The 17,586-nt window shown below is 60.7% G+C and carries 23 protein-coding genes; 16 read left to right on the forward strand and 7 right to left on the reverse strand.

Annotated features, from left to right (window positions below; genetic code table 11):
- Positions 1-22 precede the first annotated feature (22 nt).
- The gene (locus ESO89_RS05495) at positions 23-418 is read left to right on the forward strand and encodes a DUF7567 family protein (RefSeq protein WP_011222455.1); all 396 of its coding nucleotides are present in this window, start codon (positions 23-25) and stop codon (positions 416-418) included.
- Between the two features lie 82 nt (positions 419-500).
- On the forward strand, positions 501-1,076 hold the full coding sequence (locus tag ESO89_RS05500) for a hypothetical protein (protein WP_128904646.1): 576 nt from the start codon (positions 501-503) through the stop codon (positions 1,074-1,076).
- Positions 1,077-1,089: 13 nt separating this feature from the next.
- On the opposite strand, the gene ESO89_RS05505 is transcribed toward ESO89_RS05500, so the two are convergent.
- A complete protein-coding gene (locus ESO89_RS05505; RefSeq protein WP_128904647.1) occupies positions 1,090-2,454 on the reverse strand; it encodes a restriction endonuclease in 1,365 nt (454 codons plus the stop codon).
- A 122-nt stretch (positions 2,455-2,576) separates the two neighbouring features.
- On the opposite strand from ESO89_RS05505, the gene ESO89_RS05510 reads away from it, so the two are divergent.
- The 9 genes from ESO89_RS05510 (at position 2,577) to ESO89_RS05545 (ending at position 7,500) form a co-directional block, all read left to right on the forward strand.
- Positions 2,577-2,981 carry a DUF6166 domain-containing protein gene (locus tag ESO89_RS05510; RefSeq protein ID WP_128904648.1) on the forward strand — a complete coding sequence of 135 codons (405 nt, stop codon included), beginning with the start codon at positions 2,577-2,579 and terminating at the stop codon, positions 2,979-2,981.
- Positions 2,982-3,000: 19 nt separating this feature from the next.
- Complete coding sequence (locus ESO89_RS05515) at positions 3,001-3,279, forward strand: DUF7389 domain-containing protein (protein ID WP_128904649.1); 279 nt, start codon at positions 3,001-3,003, stop codon at positions 3,277-3,279.
- A gap of 39 nt (positions 3,280-3,318) precedes the next feature.
- Positions 3,319-3,990, forward strand: a complete 672-nt coding sequence (locus ESO89_RS05520; RefSeq protein ID WP_128904650.1) for an IclR family transcriptional regulator — start codon at positions 3,319-3,321, stop codon at positions 3,988-3,990.
- Positions 3,991-4,063: 73 nt separating this feature from the next.
- Positions 4,064-4,285, forward strand: coding sequence for a hypothetical protein (locus tag ESO89_RS05525; RefSeq protein WP_128904651.1), 222 nt, complete (start codon positions 4,064-4,066; stop codon positions 4,283-4,285).
- Between the two features lie 53 nt (positions 4,286-4,338).
- A complete protein-coding gene (locus tag ESO89_RS05530) occupies positions 4,339-4,638 on the forward strand; it encodes a hypothetical protein (protein ID WP_128904652.1) in 300 nt (99 codons plus the stop codon).
- A gap of 155 nt (positions 4,639-4,793) precedes the next feature.
- Positions 4,794-5,480: a DUF6166 domain-containing protein gene (locus ESO89_RS05535; RefSeq protein WP_128904728.1), complete on the forward strand. Its 687-nt coding sequence runs from the start codon at positions 4,794-4,796 to the stop codon at positions 5,478-5,480.
- A complete protein-coding gene (locus ESO89_RS18435) occupies positions 5,480-5,635 on the forward strand; it encodes a hypothetical protein (protein ID WP_164932745.1) in 156 nt (51 codons plus the stop codon). The genes ESO89_RS05535 and ESO89_RS18435 overlap by 1 nt, the downstream gene beginning before the upstream one ends.
- On the forward strand, positions 5,632-6,168 hold the full coding sequence (locus ESO89_RS05540) for a hypothetical protein (RefSeq protein ID WP_128904653.1): 537 nt from the start codon (positions 5,632-5,634) through the stop codon (positions 6,166-6,168). Before ESO89_RS18435 ends, ESO89_RS05540 begins: the two co-directional genes overlap by 4 nt.
- Before the next feature lie 171 nt (positions 6,169-6,339).
- Entirely contained in the window at positions 6,340-7,500 is a 1,161-nt protein-coding gene (locus ESO89_RS05545; protein WP_128904654.1) for a hypothetical protein, read from the forward strand.
- A 42-nt stretch (positions 7,501-7,542) separates the two neighbouring features.
- On the opposite strand, the gene ESO89_RS05550 is transcribed toward ESO89_RS05545, so the two are convergent.
- Together ESO89_RS05550 and ESO89_RS05555 are read right to left on the reverse strand one after the other, a co-directional pair.
- The gene (locus ESO89_RS05550) at positions 7,543-8,097 is read right to left on the reverse strand and encodes a peroxiredoxin (RefSeq protein WP_128904655.1); all 555 of its coding nucleotides are present in this window, start codon (positions 8,095-8,097) and stop codon (positions 7,543-7,545) included.
- A gap of 101 nt (positions 8,098-8,198) precedes the next feature.
- A complete protein-coding gene (locus ESO89_RS05555; protein WP_128904656.1) occupies positions 8,199-8,543 on the reverse strand; it encodes a winged helix-turn-helix transcriptional regulator in 345 nt (114 codons plus the stop codon).
- A 78-nt stretch (positions 8,544-8,621) separates the two neighbouring features.
- Between ESO89_RS05555 and merA the strand changes: the two genes are divergently transcribed.
- Complete coding sequence (gene merA / locus ESO89_RS05560; RefSeq protein ID WP_128904657.1) at positions 8,622-10,076, forward strand: mercury(II) reductase; 1,455 nt, start codon at positions 8,622-8,624, stop codon at positions 10,074-10,076.
- A 2-nt stretch (positions 10,077-10,078) separates the two neighbouring features.
- Here merA and ESO89_RS05565 read toward each other — a convergent pair whose 3' ends face one another.
- Positions 10,079-10,633: an ArsR/SmtB family transcription factor gene (locus tag ESO89_RS05565; protein WP_128904658.1), complete on the reverse strand. Its 555-nt coding sequence runs from the start codon at positions 10,631-10,633 to the stop codon at positions 10,079-10,081.
- 131 nt (positions 10,634-10,764) lie between these two features.
- On the opposite strand from ESO89_RS05565, the gene ESO89_RS05570 reads away from it, so the two are divergent.
- A complete protein-coding gene (locus ESO89_RS05570; protein ID WP_128904659.1) occupies positions 10,765-13,041 on the forward strand; it encodes a heavy metal translocating P-type ATPase in 2,277 nt (758 codons plus the stop codon).
- On the opposite strand, the gene ESO89_RS05575 is transcribed toward ESO89_RS05570, so the two are convergent.
- Positions 13,038-13,244, reverse strand: coding sequence for a heavy-metal-associated domain-containing protein (locus ESO89_RS05575; protein ID WP_128904660.1), 207 nt, complete (start codon positions 13,242-13,244; stop codon positions 13,038-13,040). The two genes, ESO89_RS05570 and ESO89_RS05575, sit on opposite strands and share 4 nt — an antisense overlap.
- Positions 13,245-13,529: 285 nt before the next feature.
- Here ESO89_RS05575 and ESO89_RS05580 point away from each other — a divergent pair, with 285 nt between their 5' ends.
- The 3 genes from ESO89_RS05580 to ESO89_RS05590 all read left to right on the forward strand — a co-directional run bounded on the left by ESO89_RS05580 (position 13,530) and on the right by ESO89_RS05590 (position 15,996).
- The gene (locus ESO89_RS05580) at positions 13,530-14,531 is read left to right on the forward strand and encodes a DUF6610 family protein (RefSeq protein WP_128904729.1); all 1,002 of its coding nucleotides are present in this window, start codon (positions 13,530-13,532) and stop codon (positions 14,529-14,531) included.
- 75 nt (positions 14,532-14,606) lie between these two features.
- The gene (locus ESO89_RS05585) at positions 14,607-14,954 is read left to right on the forward strand and encodes a hypothetical protein (RefSeq protein WP_128904661.1); all 348 of its coding nucleotides are present in this window, start codon (positions 14,607-14,609) and stop codon (positions 14,952-14,954) included.
- A 112-nt stretch (positions 14,955-15,066) separates the two neighbouring features.
- Complete coding sequence (locus tag ESO89_RS05590) at positions 15,067-15,996, forward strand: ArdC-like ssDNA-binding domain-containing protein (protein ID WP_128904662.1); 930 nt, start codon at positions 15,067-15,069, stop codon at positions 15,994-15,996.
- 124 nt (positions 15,997-16,120) lie between these two features.
- Here ESO89_RS05590 and ESO89_RS05595 read toward each other — a convergent pair whose 3' ends face one another.
- Both ESO89_RS05595 and ESO89_RS05600 read right to left on the reverse strand, forming a co-directional pair.
- Positions 16,121-16,816: a nucleotidyltransferase domain-containing protein gene (locus ESO89_RS05595; protein WP_092893729.1), complete on the reverse strand. Its 696-nt coding sequence runs from the start codon at positions 16,814-16,816 to the stop codon at positions 16,121-16,123.
- Entirely contained in the window at positions 16,813-17,484 is a 672-nt protein-coding gene (locus ESO89_RS05600; protein ID WP_128904663.1) for a helix-turn-helix domain-containing protein, read from the reverse strand. Before ESO89_RS05600 ends, ESO89_RS05595 begins: the two co-directional genes overlap by 4 nt.
- Positions 17,485-17,586: the final 102 nt, after the last annotated feature.

The raw sequence follows: 17,586 nt of genomic DNA on the forward strand, positions 1-17,586 counted from the left end.
GTCGAACCGGGTCGGTCCAACAATGAGTCTCGAAGTACTCGACCGACACAGCGAGGCACTGTTCGAGTTCCTCTGGTGTCCCGTCTGCGGGCAGGAAGTGTTCACCCACATTCCCTTCGAGGGAGTGTTCTGCAAGAACTGTAACACGCAGGTCGTCCTCCAAGAGTCTCGAGAAGACCGTGGCTACGAGGAGGCTGTGCTCGCGTGCTTCGACACCGACTCAACGTGGAACCTTCACGTCGACGAGAAGCTCCGCCGCGACCTGCCTGACGGCTCGGCACGGGCAAAAATCCTCGGTGCACCGGGTGCCTATGAGATCGACTGGTGGAGTCCAGCACCTGGGGAGGATTGGGAGCCGGTCGAGCGTGGTGAATTCGACGACGTGGAGGAACCAGACGAGGTGTCACATCTCGCGTAGCGGATTGCAATCCCGCTACGACTGTGTGGTGTTGTTTCAGCGCCGGCGATGGGTGCCGGCGCACACGCGCCGGCGAGTACCGATGTCGACACGGAGCCAACTCCGATTCGTCCAACGAGTCGAACAGACCGGTGAGACAGATGGCAGCGCCGACCGCGTCGCGCAGGTGTACCGGCATTCGGACGGGTATCCCGGGAGCGTCCTCCGGGATCTCGCACAACTGAAAGAGCTTCTCGATGCGACCCGCGCAGAGCGGGGACCGGGCTACACGGCGGCGACCTTCGTGTTCCTCGACAAGCTCTCGACGGTCGACCTCTACCTGGATGGCGACCCAGAGCGAACGATCGACGCGGCTCAGCCAGCGGATCTCCTCGAGCCGTCCAATATGGAGCACCTGGACCAGCCGCTGTTCCTGCTGGGCCACGGCGTCGAGAATCCGGCCGACGGCATCCACGGCGACGAGGAGTACCTCTACGTCGTCGAACTCCCGACGGAGAACCCGTTCGACGAGCCGACCGAGTGGACAGTCAAAGTGAGCGGTCATTCCGCATTCCCGCGCTGGGATGGGCCGACCGAGGAAGCCTTCGAGCGGGCTAGCTGGCAGTTCCACGGCCCGCTTGAGCACGCGCTCGAAGAGCTGGTCGCTGAGCCGGCGTGAACACCGAGGCCGCTTAGATGATGCCGCCGATGACGAGTAGTCCGACGATGAGCAGCAGCGTCGCGACCACGCTCCCCCCGGCCAGCCACTTGTTCTCCATCGCCTTTTCGTGAAGCGGCATTTCGGCGTACTCCTCGCGGAACGCCTCGAGATTCTCCTCGTCGTAGAAGTACTTCGTCTTCAGCGCGAACCGTTCCGTCACCGCACAGCCCGTACAGATCGACTCACCTTCCAGCCGCTCCGTTTTCGTGTGGCTGGTGCAGGCGATCGCCCCGCAGTTCGGACAGTACGTGTACGTTTCGTCGATGCCGCTCGTGTCACAGTGGACGCACCGATGGATGCCGTCCTCGGCGGTCATTCGTGAGGGGCCCGCCGCGTAGTACTCATAGGGATAGGTGTACTTCTGGTGGTCGGTGGTGTGCCGAACCTCGGGAAGGTACACCGGCTCGATCGACTGGACGGAGATGTCCGAGCGGTTCGGCTCGCAGGTCTTGTTGTAGGTGACGTTGTTGTCGCCGGTGTAGGTGACCGTTTTCGTGTGGTGCTGCTGGAGGCGCTCGACGGCCCACTCCTTGTACTCCGTCTGAGTCTGGCCGAACCGCCGCTCCTCGACGTCGTCGAACACCTCTCCGAACTGCTCGGCGTCGAGATCGACCGTCGCGTGGAGGTTCTCGGTGACCAGCGTCGCGACGTCCTCGTCGACGACCTGCGGCTGCCCGCGTTCGGCGTGGGCAACGAATCGCGTCCGATCGTTAATCCGGTGGATGACGCCCACCGACGTCTCGAAGACGACGTTCGTGTCCGCGGTGACCGCCACCACCGGCCGGAACGTCACCGATGAGTGTGGGTCTGGGAGGTCGGCGGCCTCGATGTTCTCGACGTCGCGGAACGCCTCTTCGACGGCCGCGTCGACGTCGGCGGCCGGGTCGTAGGGACGTAGCGTTTCGTCGCAGAGAATCTCGATGCGACCGTTGTAGAGGTCGAGGCCGATCTCGTCGGCGATCTCCCGGAGGTCCTCGCCATCGAGCAGCTCGATTGGATGGGGGTCGTCGTTCTGCTGGAGGCGGTCGGCGTACTCCTGAGCCGGGTTCGTGAACCGGCCGGTCGTGACGACCATCCCGCGTTTGGGGCCGTCGAAGTCGAAGGTCGCGATTGCTGAGTGGAGCTTCTGGACGACCGGCCGTCCGACCGTCCCCGTGTGCTTGCACTCCACGATGATCGCGCGCCGGGTGCCGTCGACGACCTCCTCCATAATAACGTCGCGACCCTCGTCGGCGGTTCGGTCGGCCTGACGGACGTTCTCGTAGCCGAGATTGCGGAAGACATCCTCTATTACGTCCTCGAACTCGAACCCTGAGAGGTCGTCCAGTACAGCCATTCCGATATACCTGGACAGTACGTTGCAACTGTCAAATACGTTGCCGAACGCTTCGCCGTCCTGTTTATGAACCCCCGAGAGGGGTGCGGGGGTGATCAAACGAGCCTCCCGCGAACCAACCTATGAGTGGAATCAGCGACCCACGCTCACACGTACAGTCACGGACCACGGCTGATCCCGACGTCATTTACGTCGGTTACCGTCGTCGAGGCCGCGCCATCGTCGAGAAGCAATCAGACCAACAACAGCTCACGCCAGAGCGGAGTCTCGAGCTGGCAAATCACAGTCCTTCGGGCTTCGAATGGGGATATGGTGGCAGCGGGCCGGCCCAACTCGCACTCGCCCTCCTGCTCGATTACACCGACGATGAGGAGGTAGCGCTTTCGGAGTACAAGGCGTTCAAGACCGAAGTAGTGAGCCAGCTAGAGTGTACAGGACCCGACGGCTGCTGGCGACTCACCGGACGCGAGATAGATGCTACCCTTCATGAGATAGTCGACGACCCAGTTGCACCGTCCGTCAACTAACGATCACAGAGCGCAATCAATGTCAGAACACACTCAGCAGCCTCGTGTGGACTCAGAATCGCAACAGAACCGTGAGCGTCAGGTGCCAACCGAGTACGTCGAGCGAAGCGATGTCGGCGTCTCACTCACCGTCAAACTCACTCGCGGTACTGGCACCCGCGATCAAGACAAGATCACGGCCAAAGTGAAGGGTAAGACGCTCGAAGACGCCCGCGAGGATATGGAAACCCTCCGCGAGTATATCCACGACCTCGCTGAGGACACTCGCCAGATCCAGCCAGCCGACCCACACGAATAGTACTTTTTTGACTATTGCACAGAATTGTGTAGCCGCAGGATGTACGAAGTGTGCGGTGAGAAGGAACTCAAGGTTATCCTCGCGCTTGATCCAGGCGATTCCATCTCAGGCGTCGCGCGGAAGATCGACGAGAACCGGGAGACGATCCGTCGCGTCGTGAATAGCCTCGAGGAGGCGGGATACGTCGCGTACGACGATGGGCTTCATCTCATCGATCAGACGCTCCGAGACGCCGGTCTCGAGTTCCTGACAGCGTCAGCGGACATCTCGCCGCCGTCAATCTCAGAAGCCTATGTCCTCCCGCAGTTCACGGGGATGGAGTATGCATACACTGGCATCGATGCGGTCTACGTCTGGACTCGCGGTGGCTACCAGGTCGCTCGCGACCCAGAGGACTATCCGCTGTTCATCGCCGTCCACGAGTCTGACCTCGATGCCTGGACGGCGTTCTTCGATCGGTTCGAAATCCCGACTGCGGAAGAACGCCTGCCTGCTGCCGACCTCGATGGTTCGATACAGGTGGTACTCAAGCCGCGGCCACAGATCGAGGCCGAGATGGTCGACGGACGGCCTGTCATCCCACTCGAAGAAACTGTGGCGTTCGCAAACGAGCACTACGCGCACTTCCAGTCAGCGCTCGACATGCTCGGCCGTATGTACGACAGCGTCGACACTGACGCGAACTACCGCCAAACTGACGTGGAGTTCTGACAGGAGATTTCTTCGACTGGGAGGGGCCTGGCCGCTGTTTGTTGCCGCCTTGAGAGAGCGGAGGCGAACAAAAATGAGCGATTCGTCAGATCTATCCGTCGAATCAGACGCTCTCACACCGAAACAGCGTCTCGAACCGCCAAATACCCGTCTCATCAATGCTGGTATCGCGACGATTCATGACATGGAGACGCTGCGAGCCTGCGTCGCCTACGAGAATGCGAATCAGCAACGGATCCCGATTCTTCGCCGGCTCAAAGATCGGGCCAGCGAAATTCGCGCAGAAGACAATTGACGCAGCACTCGGGGATGTCTGTCGGAGCCTCGGTGGGTGGAGGCTCGAATGAGATGAGCGATCAAGCCGAGATCGAAATTCAACGACAGACCGCATTCGGCGACGATGGCCAACTCGAAGTAACTGAAACGAGCGTCGAGACCTCACTCGAGGACTTCGGTGCTGACGTGGATCATCGCGACCGGGATTCACGTCTTGATCGGCCCGAGGCCAGTGTGTTCGGCGTCGACGATCGACCCGCAGTTGAGCAATCAACCGAAGGAGATCAGTCAACACTCTTCGCTGATACGGACGAGGATCAGCAGACCCTCGCTGGCGACGATGCAGCCGCTCGCTGTCTATTCGAAGAATAAACAGTCCCTATTGATTAGTTATCTGTAGAAATGTTATAGTTTGAACTATAATAGTCTGAGTTCTAACTTTGAAGCGACGCTGAGGGGTTAATAGCCGGTGGTAGTTTTTCGACCCCCAGCAGGGTGCGGGGAATCCGAACGCCCGCATGCAACCGATGGAGATGAATTCGACTACCGACCCACGAGCAGTCGTACAGGATGCGAGTGAGCGATGGCAGGCGAGTGCAGACTGCGTTGAGTACGTCGGAATGCGTGTCGACGGAACGCCAGTGGTCCTGAACCTCACCGCACACGAACGCCTCTCCCCAAATCGAAGTCTCGGTCTCGTGCGGCATAGCCCGGCGGAATTCGACTGGGGCTATACGGGAAGCGGACCGGCACAGCTCGCCTGTGTGCTCCTCCTCGATTACACCGACAACGAAACTGTCGCCCAGCAACACTACATCCAGTTCCGCAACGACGTGGTCAGTCAGCTGGTGTGTGATGGCCCGGCCGACTGCTGGCACCTCACCGGGGAGGATATCGAGGCGGCACTCGCCGAATTCGAAGAGTACCGAGCACTCACGCCAGATGGTGGGGCGCCGTCATCGTCACTGCCGGCGAATTGGAGTGCGGTGAGCCGGACAGATCGGACAGTCTTCCAACGTCGAGATATCGACCACTACGTCGTCCGCGCCAAAGGGAGCGAAGAGTGGTTGATCATACTTTGTGCGCAGGGGGACCGGGCGTATCCCGCCCCGCTTGACCATCGAACACTTCCGGTCGAGAACGACCCTGTCTCTGCCGTTCAGGCACTCGTCGCTGAGAGTAACGACCTCGTCGAGCCAGAGGAGGCCAACTGATGGAGAAATTCCGACTTTCGCGAGCAACGTACCAGCTCATCGAACGCGCTGTCACGGCGCTGGAGTGCATCGGCCGAGAACTCAAGCGATACAACGACCGGCACGAGCGAATAGCTGGGAAAGACACAGACGAGACGAATCCCGGCGAATCATGACTGGCGAAGCGACGCTTGATGACTTCGAGAGCGAGACATCATCCGGAGAGTCCGGCTCGCTCTCACTGGAAGAGCGACTCCTCACCCCGATCTCGCCGTCAGTGGGACTTCGGCTGATTCCCGGTCGTGGTGATCCGCTCTATCTCCAGAACCGGGGCACTGAGCGGTATCTGTTCCGCGACGAGCACAACCGATGGTTCATCCTTCAACCCTCGGCGAAGGACTCAGAAGAGGCGTTCGTCCGCTGGGTGTATCTCCCAGCAGACCGGCCCGAACGGCTGGCACAGTCGGCGCTTCGTCGACGGACAGTGATCGGCTATGATTACGTTCAGCGGTCGGCCGCACCAGATCCAGTCAGATCGACGGTGACGGCGATGTTCGTCACGGAACCGTGGTCCGACACCGCCTACGAGTGTGGGTCGTGTGAGGCGCTGTTCGACACGGCACAAGAGCACGCCCTGCACTGCTGGGACGCACATCCGTGGGTGCCGAATCCTGAACAGGTGCGCCGTCGACGCCACGCCGACGAGTGAATTGAAGAGCCGAAGCCAGGTGTCGAGACCGTCCAGATGTTTAACCAACAGTACTGGATTCGTGGGCGGGGCGTTGGTTAAGAGTGGTTGTTTTTGCGCCCGTGAGAGGGGCGCAGGGCGCGTGATGAGAGCGCCGTCGCGAGCGACGAATTCGATTTCGAGGTGACTGCAATGAAAGACCCAGAATCCAGAACCGTGTTCGCTGGCGTCGACGGACGAACCGATACAGAACTACCCGACTGGTACCGCCGGAAGAAAACGGTCGACGAACCGAAGTCCTTCGCCGAGACGATTCGTGACCTCCCGCAGGCCGTCGAGACGACAGTCGCATACCGGAATCCCTACTCCGACGAGTGGGTCGAAACGGAGCGCTTCAACGCCCTGGTCGAGCCGACAAGAGCGCGCGACCACGCGACAGACGGCGAGCCCGACGCAGACCCACTATTTCACGTCCCCACGGACAGTTACGCGATCATCAACCCGGTGGATGTGTACAGGCCCTTGGAAGAGGTCCTTCGCGAGGAGACCATCGACGGGTCGCCGCTCGGGAACGTGATGTTCGGCGAGATCCGGCGCTACCGGGGCGGCGGCGAGGTCCATATGGACGTGATGTTCGACGGCCTCGAAGTCCGGCTGCCCGGGCGGTCAGACCCGATCACGATGGGCGTGACCTCCGGCTACGACTTCTTCGGTGAGCACGCCGTCTACGTCGAGGGATTCGCTCAGGACGGGTACTGCTCGAATTCGATGCGCTCGCTCACCGACAAGGAAGTCATCAAGCACGTCGGGGACGTTCGGGACTTCCGGACCTGGTGGGAGGAGATTCTCGCCCAGGTCGAACTCGTCGCCGACGACCTCTTCGAATTCATCCGAGATGCGCAGGAGATCGATCTCGAGTTCTCCGAGCTCCCGTTCACCGTCACCGAGTTTTACAGCCTGCTGGGATTCCCGGACTATCTCGCAGAGCGTGCTGCCGAGGATGCCGAGGCGAACGCTGCGTCGCCGTTCGAGATCGATATGTGGACGCTGCACTCCGGCGCGACGTACGCGCTCACTCACTTCTTCCAGGGCAAGGAGGGTGCGTCGCTGGACGGCTACGTCCGCACGGCCAACGACATCCTGTTCAACCCCGAGGGTACCATCGAGCGCGTCGAGCGAGCCTACGAGGAGCAGCTCGAGGCGGACGGCGACGACGGGTCGCAGGCGTCGCTCGCCGGCGAGCGTGCGCTCGCGAGCATCGAGCGCGTCAGCGATGATCTACAGGAGAAGGTCGACCAGTTCGAGGAGCGTGAAGATGCGCTGCGTGAGCGGTTCCAAGAGGCGATGGGCTGATTGTCGGAGCGGCGTTCACTGAAACTGTCCTCAAACAGCCGTTTACGTGAGCGGTTCCGGTTCCTCGTTATATTCGACGACTAATTCGACATCATCAGGACCGAATTCATCGCGTTCCGCTTCCAGCGTATCAAGAGCGTCTTTAACCGGGAAGAAATCCGGCTTCTCGAGTGCATCTTCTGTGGCCCAAGCGTATCGAATCGTTTGCTCCGAATCGATGAGGAACACGGCACGCTGTGGAACGCGCTCGTGGTTCTCCCATTCGTCATAACAGACATCATATGACTCGGCAACCCGCCCGGAACTATCACTAAGTAACGGGAAATTGATGCCGTATTCCTCGGCGAATGCTCGGTGGGCGTAGACGCTGTCCCCAGAAATTGCCCAGACATCGAGCGCCGGCGTCAGCTGAAACCACTCTGCATCGCGGATCGCACACAGTTCGTTTGTACAAACAGGACTGAAATCAAATGGGTAAAAAACTAGCAACGCAGCCCGATCATCCGCAGTTGTCTCATCCAAGCTGTACTCGGTTTGTTCTCCGTCACGGAGACCTGGAAGAGTGAATGACGGTGCAGACGCTCCCTCGTTTATCATGCGTCACAGTAGCACACGAAGAAAGGATAGTCTTGGGGCTAACACCCCCACCTGAATGGAGTAGCCTCAAATGTGGGATGAAATTCACTGGAATCCGTACGTCAGGAGTTCGCCGTCGCCCACTCAAGAAGGGGTTCTAATCTCGAACGAATCTCATCCCCTTCGTCAGTTAGCGCGTATTCGACGCGTGGCGGAATTTCGTTGTACTGCGTCCGTGAGACGATCCCTGCCTCCTCGAATTCGTCGAGGCGTTTCGAGATTGTCGACGTGCTCGCTGTAGGGAGGTGCGCCTCGATCTCCGCGAACCGCAGCGAATCGTGTGCGCCGATGATACTGACGAGTTGCATCGCGTATTTTCGGCTCAACGTGTCGATAACTCCTGTGAGCGGACAATAGCACGTCCCCTCAACATCGCACGTTGGCGCCGGTGAAGTAGTATCTGCCATAGCTTCGTGGCCTCCAACCTACTCTATAGCTTCGGACTCTGGAGTATAAGAACTTCCCGTCGTAAAGTTTCGGTATAGATGACTCACACATCCGACTATGATCTCGTGATTCTCGGCGGTGGCGCCGCAGCTTTCGCCGCGATCACTGAAGCGAGCCGACGGGACCTCTCGACGGCGATGGTGAACACCGGCTTGCCCATCGGCGGAACCTGCGTGAACGTCGGCTGTGTCCCGAGTAAGCATCTGCTTGCCGTCGCCGAGAGCGGCGCTGCAGCGTCGGAGAATCCCTTCGACGCCGTTCGATACCCTGAGGAACCGACTGTCGACTGGGCCGACGCACCCGACGGGACCGACGACCTCGTCGAGGGATTCCGGCGGGAGAATTACGTCGATGTCGCCGAGCACTTCGAGACCGACATCTACGAGGGGTACGGCCAGCTGGTCGACGACACAACCATCGAGGTCGTCGACGGCGCCGACGAGGGCGCGCGCATTACTGGAGAGAAGGCGCTCGTCGCGACTGGCAGTTCACCGTGGGCGCCGCCCATCGACGGCCTCGAGGAGGTCGATTACTACACGAGCGAAACCATCCTCGAGGAGCGCGACCTCCCCGAGAGTATCCTAATGCTCGGTGGTGGGTACATCGCGCTGGAGTGGGGCCAGATCCTCCACCGTGTCGGCGTCGACGTGACGATTCTCCAGCGCTCCGAGCGCGTCCTCTCGGACATGGAAGGCCAACTTGGTCGCGAGATGCAGCGTGCATTCGATGAGGAAGGCATCGAGATACTCACCGATAACGACTTCCGGCGCGTCCGCAGGCCAGCAGCTGACGGCGGCGCCGAAGCGATCCAGTCGGGCGTCGCCGTCGAAACAACCGTCGACGGCACTGAGCGAACGGTCACCGGCGACGCGCTGTTCGTCGCGACCGGGGTCCAGCCCAACAGCGAGGAGATCAGTCTCGAAACGGTAGGGGTCGAAACGAACCCCGATGGAACGATTCGTGTCGACGAGTACTTCCAGACGACGAATCCCGACATCTACGCGGCGGGCGACGTGATCGGCGAGCCCGAACTGGAGACGGTCGCCGCCAAGGAGGGCAATCACGCCGTCAAGAATGCCTTCGGCAACGAGGGCGTCAGCATCGACTACGATGCAGTCCCCGCAGTCGTGTTCACCAGCCCCGAAGTCGCCGCCGTCGGGACGACCGAACTCGAGTATATGGACGAGCACGGCACCTGTTCGTGCCGGACCGTCCAGATGGCGGACGTGCCGCGGGCGAAAGCCGTGAAGAATACTGACGGCCTCGTCCAGGTCGTCAAACACCACGAGACCGACGAAATCGTCGGTGTCCACATGGTCGGGCCGCGTGCCGCCGACATGATTATGGAAGCCACGCTGGCTGTGAGGTTCGGACTGACCGTCGACGACATCATCGATACTGTCCACCCGTTCCCGACGTTCTCCGAGGCGTTCAAGCAGGCCTGTCAGGCGTTCCGTCGGGATACGTCCAAAATGAGCTGCTGTATCGAGTGAGGTCAGTCGTCGGTCGAGAACACGTCCTCGAGCGTGCCGCTCTCGCCCAGTTCGATGAGGGCACGGTTCAAAAGTTCGCGAACGATGAACTCCTCGTAGTGCTGGGTATCGCAGTATTCACAGGGTTTCATCTCGCGGGCGACCGCCTCGATCTCAGTACCGTGGTCCGCGTACAACGTCTCGATGAGGGATGTCAGCTCCTCGGATGCGGTGGACTGCGCCCCTGCAAGGGTTTCGTCGGCACCCTCCGGGAGCTCGTACGAGAAGACTCGCGTGTTCGACTTGTAGTACTTCCGCGTCCCCCCACCAGCTTCCTCGAGACGGGCGATCTCAACCATCCCCGCGTCCTTCAGGACATTCACGTGGTGGCGGACCGTTGTTTCCGCCTTCTCCTCGCCGCGACGATGCAGTTCGTCGTGAATCTCCTCGATCGTCAGTTCATCGGTCGCGAGCATATCGAGGATCTTCGCCCGGACGTCGTTCTCCAGCGCCTTCGCTTTTTCCGGGTCTGTCGTCACGACTTCGCGGATCGGCACATCAGATTCGAGGAGCGCCATTCTTGTGAGGAGATAGGCGAACAACGACAGTAAGAGTAACGCCACTCTCCCGACATCGGTATTAGGACTTTGATACCGCTATAATTATTGTCGTAATGATTTTCCGCGTCGCGCGATAACCACCACTCACGATGGGAACGACACACGAACAATTCAACGTCGGGGGAATGTCCTGCTCGTTCTGTGCCGAGAGCATCGAGAAGGCCTACGCCCGGACCGACGGCGTCGAGGACGTCGACGTGAGTCTCGCCCACGAGGAGGTACTCGTCCAGTACGACGATGACCGCCTGAGCGAGGTGGCGGTGAAGGACACACTCCGGGACCTCGGCTACACCATCCGAGATCCGGACAAGGCAAAACGATACGAGCAGCAGCAGGCCGAACTCACCGACGGGAAGCGGCGTCTCCTCATCGCTGGCGGCGCATCTCTCGTTGTCGCAGCCCTGATGGGGTGGATGATTCTCGTAATGGGACGCTTCGAGTCGGCATCGCTCGCGATGGACCTGGTGACGCTGGGGCTAGCGCTCGGGACGATGTTCGGTCCCGGGCGCTACATCAAACAGAAGGCGTTCCAGAGCCTTCGTCGGAGGATCTTCAACCAGCACGTCCTCCTAGAAGCGGGCGCCTTCGCCGGGCTCCTCGGGGGGTTACTCGGCCTGTTTGTCTTCCCGAGCTTCCCGACCGTCCACTTCTTCGCCGTCGCCGTGTTCATCACCACCTACCACATCCTCTCGGAGTACACCAGCCTCATCGTCCGCACGCGGGCTTCCCAAGCCGTCCAAGGCCTTCTCGACCTCCAGCCCGACACGGCACGCCGCGTCAGTGATGACGGTGACGTCGAGGAAGTCCCCCTCGACGACCTCAACGTCGGCGACTACGTCCGGGTCAAGCCTGGCGAGAACATCCCCGTCGATGGGATGGTCGTCGAGGGAGAGTCCACGGTCGACGAGTCGGTTGCCACCGGTGAGTCCATCCCCGAGGAGAAAACGGTCGGCGACACGGTGATCGGTGGCAGCGTCAACGAGACCGGGACGCTGCTTATCGAGGTGACTGCAACCGGGGAGGACGCGTTCCTGAATCAGGTGGCACGCGAGATCGAGGAGGCGCGGGCGATGAAACCCGGCATTATCCAGCTCGCCGACCGCGTCCTCAAGTACTTCGTCCCAGGCGTCTTGACGATTGCCGCGCTCTCGTTCCTCTTCTGGGTGGTCGCACCGCTCGCGTGGGGGGCAGACCCCAATGTCCAGCGAGGGGCGTTCGCAGCGCTGGCGGTCCTCGTCCTCGGCTATCCGTGTGCGCTTGGGATGGCAACACCGCTCGCCCTGATTCGGGGTGGCGGGAAGGCAGCGAACCGTGGCATCTTGATGCGCTCCGGCGACGCCTTCCAGATTTTCCCCGACGTCGACCACATCGTGCTGGACAAGACCGGCACGATCACCGTCGGCGAACCCGCCGTCAGTGCGGTCGTCGGGTTCAACGCCGACGAGGAAGACGTACTCGCGACGGCGGCCAGCGCGGAGGCCTTCTCCGAACACCCGCTCGCCGATGCGATCCTCGAGTTCGCTGACGAGCGAGATGTCGAGTACGCGGATCCCGACGTCTTTGACTCGGTGACCGGCAAGGGCGTCCGAGCGATCGTCGGCAGCGACGACGTGTTGGTCGGGAAACCCGGATGGCTCAGCGATGAGGGGATTGACCTTTCGAAGAGGAGCGACGATATTGAGCGACTTCAGGGCCGCGGCCTCACCGTTGCCGGAGTTGTTCGTCACGGTGACCTACTCGGCCTGATCGGCATCGGTGACGAAATCAAAGCAGACGCCGCCGAGACCATCCGGCGGATTCGCGACGCCGGCATTACGCCCGTGATGATCACCGGGGACAACGAGCGCACCGCGAACGCGGTCGCCGAGGAGGTCAGTATCGACCGCGTCATGGCCGACGTGTTGCCCGACGAGAAACGCGAGGAGATCGGTCGCCTGCAGGAAGCCGGCCACCGCGTGGCGATGGTCGGCGACGGCATCAACGACGCGCCGGCACTCACACAGGCGGACATCGGCATCGCCATCGGCGCCGGGACCGACATCGCCATCGAATCGGCGGACATCGTCCTGATGGGTGACCGGCTCGGCGGCGTGATGGACGCCTATGAGATCGGGAACGAGAGCTATCGAAAGACTCGCCAGAATCTCGTGACGGCCTTTGCGTTCAACGGCATCGGCGTCGCCGCCGCGACCACGGGGCTCGTTCACCCGGTGTTCGCGATGCTTGCGATGGTGTTGTCCGTCTCGGCCGTCCTCGCCAACAGCTTCGCTGGTCAGCTCCTCTCCGGTGAGGGTGTCAACACCGAATTCGCTCTCAAAGAACGCACCGACGGCGAGCGTGGAGACGGCCGAGTGACAGCCGATTAAGCCTTTACGTCATAGCCAGCCTGTTCGATTGCCGCGTTCACGTCGTCGTCTGAGACTCCATCCTTGAGGACGACGTCGACCGTGTCAGCGTCGTGGTCGGCCTCGACCCGATTTACACCATCGAGGTTTCGCAGGGCGGTCTCCACGTTCTGTTCGCACCCGTTGCACGACATCCCGATGACGGCGATCGTCTTTCGCTCCATACGGGCCTGTAAACACTCGCGGGGGATGACCATTACGGTAACTGTTGTATCGGTTTTATCTCTATTAGAGGCGGGGCGTCATCGTCCGGAGAGTTGTTTGTGTCGGCCCCAAAGGGGTGGAGGCTCTTCGAGAGGAGGGGACCACTGACGACGAAGAGTAAGTCCTGTCCTTAACCAACAATCCCCGCATAAGTTTCCCTGTTGTTGGTTAACAGACTGTACCTCGGTTTGTCAGGCCCCCAGAAGGGGCGCGGGGCGGCCAACAGCGGCCTCGTAACTCCAATCATGTCCCTCGAGCTGAGCTCCAGCGCCAGCACGGCGAGCGACATCGCTGCCGCCAGACAAGCCGACATCGTGGCGTTCCTCCATCGAGCGCCGTTCACTCTGGATGCCTATGAGCTCGGTTTCCTTCCCGGCTTTCGGGAGGACTGCGGGTATCAGGAGACCCAATATCAGAATCTCACCCTCCCCGTCGGGATGCTCGACAACGACTTCCAGAACCCCGATCTGGATCGATTCGTCGAGCGGTTCTTCGAGTACGAGCCACAGGTCGGTGTCATCGGCGACATCTACGAACCTACTGACGTTGACGCCCACATCGCTGCTGCTCGTGAGATTCAGGACAGCTTTCCCGATGCCGAGGTCATCATCGTCCCGAAATCCCAAGCGGTGATTGACACGATCCCAGATGATATCATCCTCGGCTATTCGCGAGGGTACGCCGATCGCCTGGCGCACGAGTTCTCCGACCCAACCGATTGGAGAGGGCGGCGCGTCCACATCCTCGGTGGGAGTCCGCCCAAGCAGCTCGACGCCATTCGACAGCTGACCAGGCCGACACTCACCGACGAGCCACCAGCCGACATCGTCGGCCTCGATTGGAACGGGCTGCATCGCGGCGCGCAGTTCGGGGAGTTCTGGACGGCTGACGGCTGGGATGATAGCGGTCGTGACGCCTCCCACGTCACAGTTCGGAAGACGGTGCGACACAGTCTCGCCCGCATCAAGGCCTTCTGGCAGTCCCACGGCGTCTGGCCTGACTCAGCGCCACATAGCGACATCCTCGAAATCGAGTACGAGGGGCCGTCACCAACCGACCTCGATAGTGCTGCGTGTACCGAATGTGAAGCGAACGTCTGGACGACTCGGCGCGGTCCCTTCATCGCGGAGTATGATACCGGCGTGCTCTGTGGCTACTGCAGCTACGAGTGCTACTTCTCGCATCGCCATCGGAACAACCTCGAGGAGATCGCCGGCGAGCAGAGCGTGTACATTCCACCGGCGTGACGCTACGAGTGGTTTTTCGCGCCCCGGAGGGGGCGAGGGCTCGATCCAAAAAGTCCTCCGAGAAGGTGATTTTCCGTGAGTCAACAACAGCGTCCGAACGATGTCTCGATCGACGATATTCCAGTCGACGTATCGAACACCCAATCAGGCGAGGTCGACCCCGCTGAGGTACCCGAGGAAATCCGATCGATCACTCGTGGACTCGCAAGCGAGCAACCGCCGACGAATCCGCTCGTCGTCCTGAAGGCCGCCCGCTGGTGGTATATACATGGCAAGGGCGGAACCGATCCCGCGTTCCAGTGGGCGATCGAGTGGGTTCGACACCTCGCGACGGACACGCCGAGCGATGTCGACCAGTTCGACGCGTTCCTCGAGTACCTCGTCACGGTCGGCTTCGCTGACGAGAAAGCAGCGCTCCGATAGCAGCCCCGATCTAAACCCCCCGAAGTCGCGCCGATGTTTATCGTGCGCCCCCGAGGGGCGCGGCGCGTCCTGACTTCTCGGAGACGTCGTCGTACTCGATGTGATGCAATCCATGATGACAGCCAGTGAGTCGGGAGTCTCGTTCGAGGAGACCGACACCCGACACGACGAGATGCACAGTACCATCGAAGACTGGATCGACGAGCTCGTCGCAGACGTCGACGAGGCAAAAGCCAGCCAACAGTTCCAGGAGTGGCTCGATGTCCAGTCCCGATTCCACGACTACTCCCATCGCAACACCCTCTTGATCAAGCTCCAGTGTCCCGAGGCAACCCGCGTAGCGGGCTACAATACGTGGCGATCGGAGTTCGACCGGCACGTCCAAGAGGGCGAACAGGCGATCTGGATCTGGGCACCCATTATTACGAAGCAGTGCCCCGAGTGCGAGAACTCACCGAGCTACCACGAGCAAAGCGACTGTGACTACGACGAGACACCGGCCGAGGAGTGGTCCAAAGGACTGGTTGGATTCAAACCAACTGCAGTCTTCGATGTGTCTCAAACCGAGGGCGAACCGCTCCCCGAGCTGGAAACCGAGGCCACTGGTAACGCCGACGACCTGGTGCCAGCGCTCCTTGATGCGGCAGCTACTCTCGATGTCGACGTCCGTGTCGTCGACGCTGCTGAGTGGGAGCATGACGACGCGAAAGGCGTCTGCAAACACCGGAATCTCGACGAGTGCCAACCCGTCGTCGAAGCGAAAGATAGAGCGAATCAGGCCGACCTCGCGGTGACGCTGATTCACGAGTACGCCCACGCACTGCTCCATTTCGATGTCAACGACGAACCCGAGCGCGCAAAACGCGAGGTCGAAGCCGAAGCCGTTGCGTACATCGTCGGGCGGTATTTCAACCTGGATACGAGCGGGTCAGCGTTCTATCTTGCCGCGTGGCAGGACGACGATGCGGAGAGCATTCAGGAGCGTCTCGGCCGGATCAGTTCCACCGCGCAAGAGATAATCGGGACGGTCGCCGAGGACTGAACACGCCTTCTCCAGCTGTTAACCAACGGCTTGGGGTACTATCCCACTCTGTTGGTTAATTCGTTCGGCGTCCGACCCTGCGCGTTTCGATCGATTCCAAGACAAACCCCACCGACAGTCGATGTTATCGTTCAGAATCGATTCGGCGCTGCTGGTCACGAAGGAACTCAACGACGGCATCGATATCCTGTTCGGGAACCGTTTGCTGTTCGAAGACTCCTTTGAATGCATCTGCGAAATCCTCCGACGTGAGGCGGTTGAGGACAGTCTCGATGCGACCAGCGAGCTTCTCGGACTCTCCGCGATGCAGATGGGTCGCGATCCGGTCGAAATCCGCGCCAGCAGCCAGCACCACCAGATCCCGAGAGTCTGCCTTGCGGCCACTGTGGAGTTTCACCGCGAACAGCAACTCCCGTTCCGGAATCCTGGCTGTTACCGGGCGCCCGGTTCGCAGTTCCTCGGTGACAGAGTGCTGGGCCAGATAGCGATACGACCATTCAGCTTCCGTCTGGCGACAGCCCAGCGCGTCCACCATCGCGTCGAACTGAACCGGATTCCCGATATCTTTCGTAAACCGGATAGTCCGGCCCTCGTAGAGTTCGTTTCGCTCGACATCGGCCGTTTTCTCGTAGCCGCGGTCGGTGAGAAGGTCCGTGTAGTCGTCGACCGCTTGGGCCGGAATGACGACGTCGACGTCCGTGGTGAAGCGTTGATTGAACGCCGCGATCGCCCACCCACCGACGAGCACGTACGGCAGGTCAGCGTCGATGACTGCCTCCAGCGTATCCAGTAGTTCGTCTTCGCGTTCACCGAGGCTCATGCATTGAGACGCGGATCCTCGTGGGACGCGTCGATATCGCGGTCGTACTCGTCGGCGATCATCTCCAACGCCGGCTCGTAGTTCACCCGGTACTCCAACATGTGCTCGATCGTCTCGTCCAACGGAATAACCGGATTGCCGTCGACCCACTCGCGAGTGATGCCCCCACTCGTCGGGAACAACACGTACGAGACGGCCGCGTCGGAGTCGGTCGCGTCCGGCCGCTCTTCGATCCGGCTCGGAATCCCGAACTCATCGAAGAACGCCGTCCACCGTTCGATATCACGGTCGGCAACCTGGATGAAGATCGGATAGTCGTCGTGGCCGCGGGCGATCTGATAACCGCCATGGGTCCAGACGTAGACGCCGTCGATTTTCGTGTACGCAAAGGGCATCCCGGCGAAGTGCGGAATGACGTAGCCGTCGTCGATCGAGGGGGGAACAGCGCGAGAGATGGCCGCGACGAGATCGTAGTAGCGATCCCTGACAGCGTAATTCTCGATGTAGATGCCGTCCTCACGCCGGATGAAGCCTGCGTCCTCCAACCGCTCGATCCAGTCGTAGACCCACGAGTAGGAGCCGTCGATCTTCTGGGCGATTCGCCGGATCGAGTCACCCGGCCGGGCCGCGACCATGATCTTCGCCGCGGTCTCGTCGACGTACTCCATCATCGTTAGTTATCGGTATCGCATCTAACGGTATTAGTCTTGTCCCCCGTATTTCCCATTGAGTTATCTCTATACAGATATACTATTCTTGGCTCAGGTAAT

The sequence above is a fragment of the Halorubrum amylolyticum genome (genome assembly GCF_004114995.1).
In the GTDB taxonomy this organism is placed as follows: Archaea; Halobacteriota; Halobacteria; order Halobacteriales; family Haloferacaceae; genus Halorubrum; species Halorubrum amylolyticum.